This is a genomic window from Pseudomonas sp. Pme6b (assembly GCF_058129925.1).
The window spans coordinates 3,530,633-3,543,817 of the sequence record NZ_CM176704.1 but is presented as its reverse complement, the minus strand read 5'-3'; the positions used below and the strand labels follow the sequence as shown (position 1 = coordinate 3,543,817).

The 13,185-nt window shown below is 58.1% G+C and carries 11 protein-coding genes and 2 pseudogenes; 7 read left to right on the top strand and 6 right to left on the bottom strand.

Annotated features, from left to right (window positions below; genetic code table 11):
• Nucleotides 1-41 precede the first annotated feature (41 nt).
• Complete coding sequence (locus AC4ANE_RS15980; RefSeq protein WP_002553234.1) at nucleotides 42-359, bottom strand: ElaB/YgaM/YqjD family protein; 318 nt, start codon at nucleotides 357-359, stop codon at nucleotides 42-44.
• A 153-nt stretch (nucleotides 360-512) separates the two neighbouring features.
• Here AC4ANE_RS15980 and AC4ANE_RS15975 point away from each other — a divergent pair, with 153 nt between their 5' ends.
• The 3 genes from AC4ANE_RS15975 to AC4ANE_RS15965 all read left to right on the top strand — a co-directional run bounded on the left by AC4ANE_RS15975 (nucleotide 513) and on the right by AC4ANE_RS15965 (nucleotide 2,926).
• On the top strand, nucleotides 513-767 hold the full coding sequence (locus tag AC4ANE_RS15975) for a hypothetical protein (RefSeq protein ID WP_002553235.1): 255 nt from the start codon (nucleotides 513-515) through the stop codon (nucleotides 765-767).
• 124 nt (nucleotides 768-891) lie between these two features.
• Nucleotides 892-2,253: an MATE family efflux transporter gene (locus AC4ANE_RS15970; RefSeq protein ID WP_002553236.1), complete on the top strand. Its 1,362-nt coding sequence runs from the start codon at nucleotides 892-894 to the stop codon at nucleotides 2,251-2,253.
• A gap of 22 nt (nucleotides 2,254-2,275) precedes the next feature.
• Nucleotides 2,276-2,926 carry a TetR/AcrR family transcriptional regulator gene (locus tag AC4ANE_RS15965; protein WP_002553237.1) on the top strand — a complete coding sequence of 217 codons (651 nt, stop codon included), beginning with the start codon at nucleotides 2,276-2,278 and terminating at the stop codon, nucleotides 2,924-2,926.
• Nucleotides 2,927-2,942: 16 nt separating this feature from the next.
• Here the strand turns inward: AC4ANE_RS15965 and AC4ANE_RS15960 are convergent, their stop codons facing one another.
• Together AC4ANE_RS15960 and AC4ANE_RS15955 are read right to left on the bottom strand one after the other, a co-directional pair.
• On the bottom strand, nucleotides 2,943-5,684 hold the full coding sequence (locus tag AC4ANE_RS15960) for a beta-glucosidase (protein ID WP_057425307.1): 2,742 nt from the start codon (nucleotides 5,682-5,684) through the stop codon (nucleotides 2,943-2,945).
• Complete coding sequence (locus AC4ANE_RS15955; protein WP_002553239.1) at nucleotides 5,681-5,923, bottom strand: hypothetical protein; 243 nt, start codon at nucleotides 5,921-5,923, stop codon at nucleotides 5,681-5,683. Before AC4ANE_RS15955 ends, AC4ANE_RS15960 begins: the two co-directional genes overlap by 4 nt.
• Before the next feature lie 548 nt (nucleotides 5,924-6,471).
• Between AC4ANE_RS15955 and AC4ANE_RS15950 the strand changes: the two are divergent.
• A pseudogene (locus AC4ANE_RS15950) lies at nucleotides 6,472-6,789 on the top strand (hypothetical protein); the annotation flags it as partial.
• A 37-nt stretch (nucleotides 6,790-6,826) separates the two neighbouring features.
• Here AC4ANE_RS15950 and AC4ANE_RS15945 read toward each other — a convergent pair.
• Both AC4ANE_RS15945 and AC4ANE_RS15940 read right to left on the bottom strand, forming a co-directional pair.
• Nucleotides 6,827-7,645: a glycoside hydrolase family protein gene (locus tag AC4ANE_RS15945; protein ID WP_004664896.1), complete on the bottom strand. Its 819-nt coding sequence runs from the start codon at nucleotides 7,643-7,645 to the stop codon at nucleotides 6,827-6,829.
• Nucleotides 7,646-7,834: 189 nt separating this feature from the next.
• Entirely contained in the window at nucleotides 7,835-8,314 is a 480-nt protein-coding gene (locus AC4ANE_RS15940; protein WP_002553242.1) for an LEA/WHy family protein, read from the bottom strand.
• A gap of 174 nt (nucleotides 8,315-8,488) precedes the next feature.
• Here AC4ANE_RS15940 and AC4ANE_RS15935 point away from each other — a divergent pair.
• Nucleotides 8,489-9,696, top strand: a pseudogene (locus AC4ANE_RS15935) (acetyl-CoA C-acyltransferase).
• A 91-nt stretch (nucleotides 9,697-9,787) separates the two neighbouring features.
• Nucleotides 9,788-10,561, top strand: a complete 774-nt coding sequence (locus AC4ANE_RS15930) for an enoyl-CoA hydratase (RefSeq protein WP_002553244.1) — start codon at nucleotides 9,788-9,790, stop codon at nucleotides 10,559-10,561.
• On the opposite strand, the gene AC4ANE_RS15925 is transcribed toward AC4ANE_RS15930, so the two are convergent.
• Nucleotides 10,501-12,141, bottom strand: a complete 1,641-nt coding sequence (locus AC4ANE_RS15925) for a type VI secretion system Vgr family protein (protein WP_460408399.1) — start codon at nucleotides 12,139-12,141, stop codon at nucleotides 10,501-10,503. The two genes, AC4ANE_RS15930 and AC4ANE_RS15925, sit on opposite strands and share 61 nt — an antisense overlap.
• A 325-nt stretch (nucleotides 12,142-12,466) precedes the next feature.
• Between AC4ANE_RS15925 and AC4ANE_RS15920 the strand changes: the two genes are divergently transcribed.
• Nucleotides 12,467-13,171: a YebC/PmpR family DNA-binding transcriptional regulator gene (locus AC4ANE_RS15920; protein ID WP_002553245.1), complete on the top strand. Its 705-nt coding sequence runs from the start codon at nucleotides 12,467-12,469 to the stop codon at nucleotides 13,169-13,171.
• Nucleotides 13,172-13,185: the final 14 nt, after the last annotated feature.

Below are 13,185 nucleotides of genomic sequence, written 5' to 3'. Positions count from 1 at the left end.
CCGTACCCAGGCCCGCGATGCTTCTCATCAGCGGCTGTCGATCAACGACGACCCAGCAACAGGCCGACTACCAGGCCGAAGCCTGCAGAAATAGCCACGGTTTGCCACGGGTGACCACCGATGTAGGTTTCGGTCGCTTCAACGACTGGTTTGGTGCGGTCGCGCACGCTGGCCATCGAGTCCAGTGCCTGCTTAAGCTTGAGGCTCAGTTGTGCACGCAGCGTTTCTGCTTCTTCGCCAACCAGCGCAGCGCTTTCCTTGAGCAATTTGTCGGATTCTTCGATCAGTGCCTGCAGGTCACTGAATGCCTGATCCTTGATTTGATCGGCAGCTTGTTGAGCAGGGGTCTTACGAGCCATGGGTATCTTCCTTTCAAGTGATGGCAACAGTGATCAATGGAGTCTCGCGCATCCTGAAAAGTTGCAATTGCTTGAATGACCCGACGCAAGACTCTGCAGGTAACGCCCCTTACGGGTGTAAGATGCAGCCGTTTTTAGCCGTAGGTGACTGTGATGAGTTTCAATCTGGCCAATCGGCCGCTCCCCGAACGTACCGCTCTTGAAGACGAGAAATCCCGTTTGTTCGACCTCTGGCAGAGCAATCTGGGCAAGGCCAAGAGTGAGGCTGCACGCTTGATGGGCGAGCGCGCCAAGCGCAAGGGCAAGTGGTCCGAATGGGTACGTTCCGAACTGGACACGATGAGCCCGCCGGAATACGCCAACATGGTTCGCAGTGAAGTGAATCGTCTGGTGGCGGCGAGCAAGTAGCCCGCGACAGCGACCCTCGCATTTGGCGGTGATCGTTGCTCGTGCCAGTGTTGGCATGACGGTTACAAACTTCCGTTCCTCATGCACTTGCATGCCGGGCTGACCAGGCTTTTTGAGAACATTGATGGCCCAAGCCAGCGCAAGATTCACCCAGGGCAGCGTAGCGCGCCACATCGTCGTCACCGCCAGTACCAGTGCCTTGAGCCTGTTTGCGGTTTTTCTCGTCGACATACTGACGCTGGTCTATGTCTCGATGCTGCATGACCCTGTGCTTCTGGCTGCGGTCGGCATCGCCAAGGTGCTGATTTTTTTCAACAGCGCGCTGGTGACCGGCGTGATCATCGCTGCGACTTCGGTATTGTCGGAGCGCATCGGTCATCGTGCGGTGAAGTCCATCCCTCGATTGACCGGCAGCCTCATGCTGATGGTAGTCACGGTCGCCGCTCTGGCGTCTGTCACGCAGTTGGCGCTGGTGGTGCCGATTACCCACTGGCTGGGGGCCGAGGCGGCCACTTACGAGGCGGCGCGCAGTTTCATCTGGCTGACACTGCCTTTTACCGTGCTACAGGCCGTGATGCAGATGTCGGCGCAGATGCTCAGAACCACCGGTGATAACCGTCGGGCGCTGGCAGTGGTGCTCTCAGCGGCCGCCACGCTGGCGGTCGCAGACCCGCTGTTCATCTTTGTGCTGGACCTGGGGCTGAACGGCGCAGGCATCGCCTTTGCCATATCGGCAGCGGTGTCCGCTTCCATCGGCCTGTATTGGGTGCGCAGCCGCATGGGGATGGTCTTCACACGCAATCTGAAACTGCTGCGCCTGCATGCCGTGCGTACCTTCAGGCTTGCGCTTCCTGCCATGGCGGCGAATCTGGCGACACCGATCGGTTTGGCTTATCTTGTCGCCTCACTTTCGGCATTCGGCACCTCCGCCCTGGCCGCCATGGCAGTGCTGGATCGGGTCCTGCAGTTTTCGTATTGCGCCTTTTTTGCTTTGCCCGGCGCGCTGGCCCCGGTGCTTGGCCAGAATATTGGTGCGAACCGCGATGATCGCGTACGTTCTGCGGTCATCTTTACCCGGCGGCTGGTGGTCTGTTACGGGCTTGCAGTCTGGTTGATGCTGGTGCTGTGTAGCGGCATGATTGCCGATCTCTACCAGCTAGGAGCCGAGGCCCGCGCTGTGTTCATGGCCTTTTGCTTGTGGGGCGGCGGCCTCTGGGTTTTGATTGGTCTGGATTTCGTCGCCATCGCCGTATTCATAACCATGAACAAGTCATGGTGGGTGGCGGTGTTTGCCTGGCTCAGGGCAACAGCGGGTACAGTGCCCTTCGTATTCGCCGGTATTCACTGGTTCGGCAGCAGTGGTGCATTGCCTGGCATGTTTACCGGTAATGCGATCATTGCGCTGATCTCCATCACCACCGCTTCACTGACAGCGAAGCGGTTTTTTACCAGCAGGGCCCCGGTTACCAGCATCGGGGTACATTGAATCAAGGCGTTATCAGGTTTTTATGGTTATCGAAGAATCAGGGAATGAATCCGAAGAAACAGCTGCGCCCAAGCGCCGTCGTGCGCCCAAGGGTGACATGCGCAGAAAGGCCTTGCTGGATGCCGCCACGGTTGTTTTCGCCAGGGACGGCTATTCGAGTGCATCAATGCGCGAGGTTGCATTGCTTGCCGGCATCACCACCGTCGGCTTGCTGCACCATTTCCCCAACAAGGAAGCCTTGCTCGCTGCGTTGCTGGAGCGCAGGGATCAGCGGGTTACGTCACGCTTTCAGGATCTGGTGACCGAACCGACGCTTGACGGGTTTCTGAAATTTCTGAAGCTGAGCATGAGCTTCAGTATCGAGAATGCCGACGAGTGTCAGGCGGCACTGCTGATGAATACCGAGAGCCTGTCGAAGTCGCACCCTGCGTGGACATGGCATCGCGAGCGATTCCAGCTGACTCATGAGCATGCACGCGGCCATTTGCAGGCGTTGATAGAGGCGGGAGAAGTGCGTGCCGACATCAATGTCAAAGCCCTGGCCCAGGAAATCTTCTCGGTCATGGACGGTTTGCAGATTCAGTGGCTGAGAAGCCCGCAAGACGTCGACGTCATGGCGGTTTTCGATATCTACGTGCAGCGTCTGGGCAGGGATATCAAGGCTCATCCCTGAGCCTTGACGGGGTGCATCAGTAAGTCTGTGCCGCGCTGACCTGTACTGCCTTGCGCAGTGGCAGTGGCAGCGGGTTGCTGTCACGAGTGGTCAGTTTTTCCGGGTACAGGGTGATCAGCGTCCTGTTGAGGGTCAGGTTCTCCGAGTCTGCCCCCACGAGAATCTTGAACTTCCCGGCGTCCACGTCCCAGCTTGCCGTCTTGTCGACGTAGTAGGCCAGGGAGCGGGAGTCTATCGGTACGCTGACAGTCTTGCTCTCGCCGGGTTGCAGGTACACCTTGGTGAAGCCCTTGAGCTCTTTCTCCGGACGGTCCACCGCAGGTTTGACCGGCTGCACATATAGCTGTGCCACTTCGAAGCCTGCCTTGTCACCCGTATTGGTCACGGTGAATTTGACGTCGATTGTCGAGCCCGGCGTCAGCACGTTGGTCGACAGTTTCAGGTCGCTGTAGCTGAACGTGGTGTAGGACAGGCCGTAACCGAACGGGTAGAGCGGCTTGGCGTGTTTCTTGTCATAGCCGCGATAACCCATGTACAGGCCTTCGCTGTAGGTCATTTCGGTCAGCGGATTGCTGCCGCGATAGGCAACCGGGTCCGGATAGGAGGCGTAGCTTGGGTTATCCTCGATTTTCTTGTCGATCGTGACCGGCAACTTGCCCGACGGGTTGACCTTGCCATAGAGGATCTCAGCCAGCGCCTGACCGCCTTGCTGGCCCGGGAACCAGGCTTGCAGCGTAGCGCCCACCTTGTTTGCCCAAGGCTGCATGTTGGCCACGCCGCCGCCGTGCATGACGACGATGGTGTTGGGGTTGGCCTTGGCAACGAAGCTGATCAGCTCAGCCTGTTGATCGGGCAGATCGAAACCGTGGTCAGAGCCTTCGCCTTCGTTCTCGGACGTATTCCCTGTAGCAACCACGACTGCATCGTATTTCGACAGGTCTTTTGGCGGACGCAACGACGCCCAGCTCATCTGCACGCCCGTCAGGCTACCCAGCACAGGGATAAAGTTGCCTTGTACACGCTGGTATTCCAGCTTCACGCTATAGGTCTTGCCAGCCGACAATGCTGCGGTTTTCCCCGACGTTGTCAGCGCGTTCACTACGTCACCGGAGTAAGGCACGCCATCGCTCTGCAGAACGAGTTCATCGTTGACCCACAGTTTGTAAGGGCCGTCTGCTCGCACCTTGAACATCTGAGCGCCCGAGACGGTTGGTTTGATGGTGGTGGTAAACCGCGCCGAGAATGCCCCGGGTGACGGGCTGAAGCCAGACACCGCAGTACTGCCTGCGTTGGTGACGTTGCTGCCGGTGGTCCAGTTCAGGTTCAAGCCTGGTTCCACGCGCGTTAGCACCGGGTCGCCGGAAAAGGTGGTGTTGGAGAAGTACTCGGCTTTTACCCCGGCGTTGCTGATTCCGTTGTCGCCGGTTGCTGGCTGATACCACACCGAACTGGCCGGATTCAGGCTCATTTCCGAGAGGTAGGTGACATCGGAGCTGCTGGACGCCAGTTGCTGCAGGCCGCTCAGCTCGGTTACATAGCTGTTGGGCGGCGAGTTCGCAGTGCCAAAAGGAGATGCAGGGACATCGTGGGCCCAGTTGCCAATCACAGCGATTTTCGCCGAGCGCGCCAGCGGCAGCAACGGTTTGCCCGCAGCGGTGTTTTCGTTGCGCAGTAATACGATGGATTCGCGCGCGGTATTCAGTGCAGCGCGCATGCCGTACTCGGGATGCTCCAGAGTCTTGGCGGTGTTGAGGTTTTCCTGGAGGTCGTAGCTGACGATGGCGCGCAGGTTACGTTTGACCTTGTCGTCGATCACGTTCTGGGTCAGTTGCCCGCTCCACAGGTAAGGCAGCAGTTTGGCTTCGGTAAACTGCAGGCCGGATGGCATGTCGATGTCAGTACCGGCCCATGCGCCCTTGAACGCATCGTGAATGGCGTTGAAATCACTGATGACCATGCCCTGATAGCCCCATTCGCCCTTGAGCACTTCAGTGATCAGGTGATGGTTTTCACAGGCATAGTCGCCGTTGACCTTGTTGAAACCGCACATGATCGAGGCGACATTGGCGTTCTTCACCATCGACTCGAAGCCCGGCAGGTACAGTTCACGCAGGGTGCGCTCATCGACCTTGATGTCGACTGCCTGACGATTGGCTTCCTGCTCGTTGGCCAGGTAGTGCTTGCCGCTGGCCTGGATGCCCTGGGCCTGAATGCCGTTGACAATTGCCGGTGCCAGTACCGCGCCGAGGAACGGGTCCTCACCGCTGACATATTCTGCCGAACGACCGTTGTAGGGCGTGCGGTACAGGTTGACGCCTGGCGACAGCATCTGCTGGCCGCCGGAAATCCGTGTCTCATAAGCGATGGCCAGGCCGAATTCCTTGGCCCGGTTGATGCTCCAGGTCGCTGCCAGCGCCGACTGCGAAGGGTACTGAGCACCGAACGTGGCATTGTTGACGTGTACGCCCATGGACGAGTCATACGCCACGGTGCCCTTGATGCCCCACTTGAGCAGGGAAGGGATCATGTGGCCGTCGTCGACGCGAGTGAAGTTGATCTTTTCCGACTGGTTCATGTTGTCGAGAATCGAGCTGACGCGCGCTTCGACTGCGTTACCGGTCGCCGGGGTCACGGCGGCGAGCGCAAGGTTGGCCTGCATGACGCTGAACGTCAGCAGGCTCAGGCTCAGCGTCTGTTTGAAGGCTGACAAGGCAAGTGTCCTTCCGGTCGATGTGATCGGTTGATTGAGGTTGTTCATGGTCGTTGTGCCTGGGCAGGGGCGTCGTCGGTGTCCACTGGCGCTTCGAGCAGGGACGACGAACTCTGTTGTTGAGCCGGGTTGATCTTGTCAGCGCCTGATAACTGGTCGCGCTTGGCTTCCACCTGCGTCCGGATCTGTTGATCGGACACAGCGGTATTTGTGCTGGAAGTTGAGTCCGCTGACAGTGCGCAGACACTGTGCGCGCACAAAAGTACTGCACTGAAAACAGACAGCATGGTTCTAGTCATCGATTGCATCTCGATTAATGGTTTGCAGGAGAAAAACAGACGGCTGTCGCAATGACACATCGCTGAACAGTAAGTCCAACGCGACAGTAAAAAGTTCACCGGTAGATAAAGTATTACTAACCTTATTTTTATTAAATGATGTCAGTTGGCCTTCATCAGGTTTTTCTTGACGAAAAAAAATTGAGATGATGATTTTTACGGGTTTAAATAGCTATTTTTGCTATTAAATTGGTTTTAATTTTTAAAAAAATTGGAATTTTCAGGTTTTAATTGCTTTTTAGTAAACCTAATTGTCGCTAGGTTTAGTGATCTGGTAAGCTTTTCATTCTGACGCTTTTATGTGCGTTCAACACAAGCGACTAATAGTCTATTCAGGGCGGTTCTATAAAAGATTGATGGGCTCAATGATTGTTTTTGAATGCGCTTCAATAAATAGAGTGTTCTAAAAAGTGTGCAAAAATTGACGCTTTGTGCACGGCTTTATTTAAGGTTGAGCGTGTGTTGTGCAGGTCGGGAAGAACGGTATCGGGTGTCCACTGTTTTGCGCGTCAGGCTTCATTAAGTTAAAGGCAAATGCGGTGAGTTACGAATGTCCACGCGTTGACCTCGCGATCTTGAGCATCGTCAAGCGATTGTGCTTGAGCAAACCCCAAAAGCTTACGTTTGGTCAGATCTACCGGGAGCTGGTGCGCGCGTACGCTCGTGCCCCGGCCATCCACGTTTGTGTGGGAGCGGTCGACACGCTGGTCAGGGAGGGGCTTCTGGTCTCCGCAAGAGTCCTGGAGCCCGATCAGTCATTTCCTTATACCCAGCACATCATCAGTGGCCTGACCGAGATTGGCGCAGCCTCGCTTGCCAGCTGTGAAGACCCCGTGGTCACTCAACGCAGTGTCACTCGTTATACGGCAACGAGAGGTAGTATTGGCCCAGTTCGGTCAGCTTACCCTCATTGTTCAACAGGCTGGAAAAGTGCGGGTCCGGGTTCATCCGGCCAGTGAACCAGGCGTACCTGAACACGTCCGTGCGCTGCTCAAGCGTGGCGACCATCTCGGCCATCTGCTGCTTCTGCTTTTCGACCGTATCAATCTGCGCACCGTCATCCAGGGCGTGCCAATTGGCGAACTCGGTGACCCAGAAGGGTTTTCCGTACTTCGACAGCCGATCGAGCATTCCTGGCAAACCATAGTCGTACCAGTGAAAAGCCAGGTAATCGATGCGCGGGTCGCGATTTTGATTCATCGATCGATAGGCTGTGTAGAAGGCATCAAGCCATACCACCGGGTCGCCGTAGCCCGGCATGGTTCCCCAGTTCATCGCTGGCCCAACCAGTTTTACGCCGGTCTGGGCAGCGATCTGTTCCAGCCTCGGCCAGAAACTGGCCGCCGCTTCGGGCGTCATGTTGGCCTGGTCGAGCAGATTCGGCTCATTGATCACCAGCAAATAGCGGATGGCGGGATGGGCCAGCAGGTATTGCTTCAATTGACCGTCGTCAACGTTGCCGTTCCATACCATCGGGATGAAATCCACACCGTACATTGAGGCGTAGTCGTAGGACGCCAGGCGGTCGTGGGGCTTGGGGCTCCAGTTGTACCACCAGCTCACGCCCGAAGATAACGCACTCAGGTCGGCGGGCAGGGCGATGTCGTAGGCAATGCCGCGCTTGGCGCTTTTTTCTGCAGCCCATGTCGGTGCCATGCACAGGCTGAGCATCAGCGTCACAAGAGACAGAAAGGTCGGGAAAAAACGTGCTGACGGGTTCTGCGGGGTCATTGGCAAATCTTCCTTGAGGATGGGGAGGCATGGAGCATGCTCAGCAGTCAGCCAGCAGAAAGCATGCCACCTGTATCGCCCCGTTTACGCTGCCAAACCCTGACAGGCATTACTACCCGTAATGACTGGTTACCAGGGATCTCCCTCGGCCTGGCGCAAATCCAGCGTGCCGCTGTCACTGAAGCGCATCGTGCCGAACAGGCCGCCAGCCAGTTTGCCGCGAAGCGTATAGGGCAGATTGTCCAAACGCTGGCTCTGACTAAGCCCCAGTGCCTGGCGCAAGGCGGCGAACGCCGACACGCTGACCGGCACCACCAGCACCGCCTCGGAGAAGCGTCCTACGGTGCCTTTCTGGTTGCTCACGCCAGAGGCGAGCAGCTTACCGTTCACGTCCAGATCCAGCGCCACGCCGGTGTAGTTGATCTCGGTTTCGTTCGGGTTCTGCACCCGCAATGTGACCGCCATGCGCAGTTCAAGTCCCTGCCCGGGAACGGGTTCGATACCGACGACGTTGATCGTCAGCGGGTCTCGATGGGGGATGAGTGCACACGCGCTCAAACCAAGGATAAGCAGGCCTGAGAGCAGGGCGCGGATCGGGCGTAGCGACATTCGTGTGCTCCAGCGTCGGGTTCAGTCATCTTCAGACCTCGTCTGCCATGAGAGATTCGTCCTGTCGGGCGCAATGCCGGGATACCCGCTAATCTGCCTGTTTCAACCATTGCGTCCGCAAGGCAGCAGGTTGATGATTCGACCGATCCTATAAAAACAAGACTGGAGATAATCATGTCCATCGAAAGGACACCCCTTCATCAAGACCCTGTGGTCATTGTCAGCGCTGCGCGCACGCCCATGGGCGGTTTTCAGGGTGATCTGCAGAGCCTGAGTGCCACAGAACTGGGTTCGATCGCCATCCGCGCGGCCGTTGAGCGGGCAGGCATTGAAAGTGCAGACGTGCAGCATGTGCTGTTTGGTTGCGTGCTGCCGGCGGGCCTCGGTCAAGCGCCCGCCCGACAAGCTGCGCTCGGGGCCGGGCTAGGCAATGCGACGCTGTGCAGCACGGTCAACAAGATGTGCGGTTCCGGTATGCAGACCGCAATCATGGCCCATGACCTGTTGATGGCAGACAGCACGGCGGTGGTAGTGGCTGGCGGCATGGAGAGTATGTCCAATGCACCTTACCTGCTGGATCGCGCTCGCAATGGCTACCGCATGGGGCACGGCAAGGTGCTGGACCATATGTTTCTGGATGGCCTTGAGGATGCCTATGAGCCGGGTCGGCTGATGGGTGCCTTCGCCGAAGACTGCGCCGGGTCGAACGGTTTCAGTCGCGAGGCGCAGGATGCGTTCGCTCTGGCGTCACTGGCCCGCGCGCAGGAGGCCATCGCCGACGGTCATTTCGACGCAGAAATCGTGCCGGTGCAGGTCACCGTGGGTAAAGAGTCCAGGCAGATCATTCACGATGAACAACCGCCCAAGGCGCGTCCGGACAAGATCCCGACGCTCAAACCCGCCTTTCGCGAGGGCGGCACGGTTACGGCAGCCAACTCCAGCTCAATCTCCGATGGCGCCGCAGCACTGCTGTTGATGCGTCAGTCCGAGGCGCAGCGGCGAGGGTTGCGGCCCTTGGCGGTGTTTTACGCACATGCGGCATTTGCTGATCAGCCGTGCCTGTTTCCAACCGCACCGATAGGCGCCATTCAGCGTCTGCTGAGCAAGACAGGCTGGGCGCTGGATGACGTCGATCTGTTCGAGATCAACGAAGCGTTTGCAGTCGTGCCGCTGGTAGCGATGAGTGAACTGGGCCTTGCGCACGAGAAGGTCAATGTCAACGGTGGGGCGTGCGCGCTGGGTCTCCGATAGGCGCTTCGGGCGCGCGGATCATTGTGACGCTGTTGGCGGCTTTGCAGCGCAGGCAGCTCAAGCGCGGGGTGGCGGCGATTTGCATCGGTGGCGGAGAGGCCACCGCCGTCGCCATTGAAATCATCGATTAGATAATTTATTCAAAGAGTTACGGTTTTTTTCGAATGTAGATTCTAGGTTTTATGCCTGTGCATGGTTATTAATTTAAAAGGATATTTATCAATGTCTTACGAGACAATTCTAGGTGAGGTTATAGGTAAGGTTGGCGTGATTACGCTGAACCGTCCCGAGGCACTTAATGCATTGAATGCTCAATTGATTGACGAGTTGAACCACGCACTCGACCAGTTCGAAGCAGACAGTGCCATCGGCTGCATCGTGCTGACCGGTTCGGAAAAAGCCTTTGCGGCCGGTGCCGATATCAAGGAAATGGTCGACCTGTCCTACCCACAAATCTACCTCGACGACCTGTTTCGCGAAAGTGATCGGGTGGCCGCGCGGCGCAAACCCATCGTGGCGGCAGTGGCCGGTTTTGCGTTGGGTGGCGGTTGTGAACTGGCGTTGATGTGCGATTTCATTCTGGCGGCTGAAAACGCCAGGTTCGGGCAGCCGGAGATCAATCTCGGTGTGTTGCCGGGCATGGGCGGGACGCAGCGTCTGACTCGCGCCGTCGGCAAGGCCAAAGCCATGGAAATGTGCCTGACCGGTCGCCTGATCGATGCTCACGAAGCCGAACGTGCCGGGCTGGTTGCGCGGGTAGTGCCACTTGAGCAGTTGCTGCCGGAAGCCCTCGCGGTAGCGGCGGTGATCGCCGGCAAGTCCCTGCCGGTGGCGATGATGGTCAAGGAGAGCGTCAACCGCGCGTTCGAGGTCAGTCTGGCCGAAGGCATCCGGTTCGAGCGCCGGGTGTTTCACGCAGCCTTCGCCAGTCACGATCAGAAGGAGGGCATGAACGCGTTTATCGACAAGCGCCAGCCGGATTTCAAGGACTGCTGATCTACGCGACCCAGAATCTGGATGTGCTGCGCATCAATGTGCAGCTCTGCCGCCTGCCCGTGAACAATCAACTCGCTGTCTGTTGTAACGCGCAGGTGCTGGCCGCTCGCAAGTCGAATGCAATCGGCTGGTTTTGCAGACTGGTCGCCGTGCCACAGACTGTCTTGCGAGGCATATTCAGCCGGTGGCAGGGCTGCGCAGATAACCGGGCGCTCGGGATGACTGTCCAGATAACGGACCAGTACGCGTGAGCCAGGCAGCAACTGATGAATCTCGCGGCAGGCCACCAGCGCCATCGGCCAGCGCTGGGTGGTTCGGTCTTCCGGGTGTTGCGCTTGCCAGTCGAAACGAACCGGTCGGTAGCCGGGCTGTTCTGCGTACGTGTCGCTGTCTTGCAGCGTGGCTATATGATCGCCTGTGGCGGCCGGTCGAGGATGTCTGGCTGAAGGGCGAAACGGCATCGCCCAGGGGATGGCCTTGAAACGGTTGCCATAGCCATTGCCTGATAGCTGTGCGGCTGCGGGTGATGAGCGCTGCTCGTCGGTGAGGATGCGCAGGATTGCCAGGGCATCATGGGCGGTGGCCCCTCTGAGCACCTGTAATTGCCGACCTGCGTGCAGCACTTCGGTCAGCAACCATTGGTCGTTAAGCAATGGCTCCGGGTGATCAAGCACCTGTATGACTTCGCCACTGCGCAAGCCAGACCGGTTACTGTGCCCGCTGACCTCGCGCCGTTCGCAGCGCAAGCGCTCCAGCTCGCGCATGCCGCGCTGGCGACCTAGCGCCTCTTCCTGGCTGATTGGGCCGAGAACGCCTGACGGTTGAAATGCATGATTGGCTGCGGGTGTTCTGGCGTTCTCGTCGTGCTTTGACGAGGGGGGCTGCGTCTGTTTCAGGCCTGGAGCGGGTTGTCGCGAAACGCCTGGAAGCGTCAGCACTTCTGCCATGTGCAAGAGCGTCCCGGTCGATGTGCCTGACTGTTCCTGACGCTTGAACCGTAAGGGTACTGGCTGTGCCGGAAAGCTTGCAGAGTCATCCGAGAACACCAGCCGATGGCCGCTCTGACGATGTTCGAAACGGAAATGAATGCCTTCTTCCTCGCACAGGCGTTGCAGCAGGTGCAGATCGCTTTCGTCGTACTGGATATGCAGCGGTCTGGCCGGGTAAAGACCGTTCATGTGCTCGAAGCGGTAAGCGTTTGCGCCAATACCGTGTGTCTCAAGCAACTGAGCGATCAACTGAGGAGGCGCAATATCCTGATAGATGCGCCGGTGCCGATGGGCTGCAAGCTTGCCAAGGCTGGGCATCAGGATCAGGTGATAAAGGCTCACGCGAGCCCCGCTGTGGATTCGGGCCGCATGGCAGATCTGGCCATGCACGCCGCCGCGACGCTCACCGAACCTCAAAAACGCTTCTCGGTGCAGCAGGCTGCGCACATCCAGAAGAGGGGCGCCGATCAGCCAGATATCGAAGCGATACGCTTCATTGAGAGCATCACGGCCGGTGAAGCTGATGACATGCAGATCCGTCTGGCAGTCGGTAATCGCCAGTATGATTGGCATTTGCAGGTCCTTGCGCATCTGCGGGGCTCTCTACCTTCAAAATCAGGGTGCGCAGGTTACGGAATACCTTGGCCTAAAAGCATTGCTGCAAGGTTTTTCGGAAAAAGACTACAAGCAGTGATGGAAAGCGGATGATTGCCGTCGGCCCGATTGGCAGCCATCTTGGCGAGTTCGTTCGAGCAATGTGCGCGGCGGGGGTTTCATCTGCCGTGATCGCGTATAAAATGCGCCGCGCCGGACAGGATATTTGCCGGTGACCCTTTTTCAGCGCCTTGCCAGCGCCGCGTTCTGTCAGTCGTGCAGGCGCAGGCGGCGAGGTGCCTAGCGAATCAAGAGAGCAGACATGGGCGCACAGTGGAAGGTCAAGCATAAAGAAGCGGCAGCCAATGCCAAGGGACGCACGTTTGGCAAGCTGTCCAAGGAGATCATGATCGCCGCACGCGCTGGCGCAGACCCGGACATGAACTCGCGTCTGCGGCTGGTAGTGGAACAGGCCAAAAAGGCCTCGATGCCGCGCGAAACCCTGGAGCGTGCCATCAAGAAAGGCGCAGGCCTGCTGGGCGAGAGCGTCAACTTCGAGCGTCTGACTTACGAAGGATTTGCGCCGCATCGCGTACCGGTGATCGTCGAGTGCCTGACCGACAACATCAATCGTACGGTCTCGGAAATTCGCGTGCTGTTCCGCAAGGGCCAGTTGGGTGCTGCGGGCTCGGTTTCGTGGGACTTTTTGTATCAGGGCATGATCGAGGCTGTCCCTGCAGCAGCGGATGCCGACCCGGAGCTGGCGGCAATCGAAGCCGGTGCCCAGGATTTCGAGTCGGCTGAGGAGGGCGCTACGCTGTTCCTGACCGAATCCACAGACATGGATGCGGTTTGCAAGGCGCTCCCTGAATTTGGTTTCACCGTGCAGTCGGCGCAATTGGGTTATCGCCCGAAAAGCACCGTGGATGGTCTGACCGAGGAGCAGATGGCCGAAGTCGAAGCGTTTCTCGAAGCCATCGACAATCACGACGACGTGCAGAACGTGTACGTGGGTCTTGCAGGCTGATCACTGTGTAATGG

Coding starts and splice junctions, on each gene's coding strand:
- AC4ANE_RS15980 (WP_002553234.1), bottom strand. CDS start 359: ATGGCTCGTAAGACCCCTGCTCAACAAGCTGCCGATCAAATCAAGGAT.
- AC4ANE_RS15975 (WP_002553235.1), top strand. CDS start 513: ATGAGTTTCAATCTGGCCAATCGGCCGCTCCCCGAACGTACCGCTCTT.
- AC4ANE_RS15970 (WP_002553236.1), top strand. CDS start 892: ATGGCCCAAGCCAGCGCAAGATTCACCCAGGGCAGCGTAGCGCGCCAC.
- AC4ANE_RS15965 (WP_002553237.1), top strand. CDS start 2,276: ATGGTTATCGAAGAATCAGGGAATGAATCCGAAGAAACAGCTGCGCCC.
- AC4ANE_RS15960 (WP_057425307.1), bottom strand. CDS start 5,684: ATGAACAACCTCAATCAACCGATCACATCGACCGGAAGGACACTTGCC.
- AC4ANE_RS15955 (WP_002553239.1), bottom strand. CDS start 5,923: ATGCTGTCTGTTTTCAGTGCAGTACTTTTGTGCGCGCACAGTGTCTGC.
- AC4ANE_RS15945 (WP_004664896.1), bottom strand. CDS start 7,645: ATGCTCAGCCTGTGCATGGCACCGACATGGGCTGCAGAAAAAAGCGCC.
- AC4ANE_RS15940 (WP_002553242.1), bottom strand. CDS start 8,314: ATGTCGCTACGCCCGATCCGCGCCCTGCTCTCAGGCCTGCTTATCCTT.
- AC4ANE_RS15930 (WP_002553244.1), top strand. CDS start 9,788: ATGTCTTACGAGACAATTCTAGGTGAGGTTATAGGTAAGGTTGGCGTG.
- AC4ANE_RS15925 (WP_460408399.1), bottom strand. CDS start 12,141: ATGCGCAAGGACCTGCAAATGCCAATCATACTGGCGATTACCGACTGC.
- AC4ANE_RS15920 (WP_002553245.1), top strand. CDS start 12,467: ATGGGCGCACAGTGGAAGGTCAAGCATAAAGAAGCGGCAGCCAATGCC.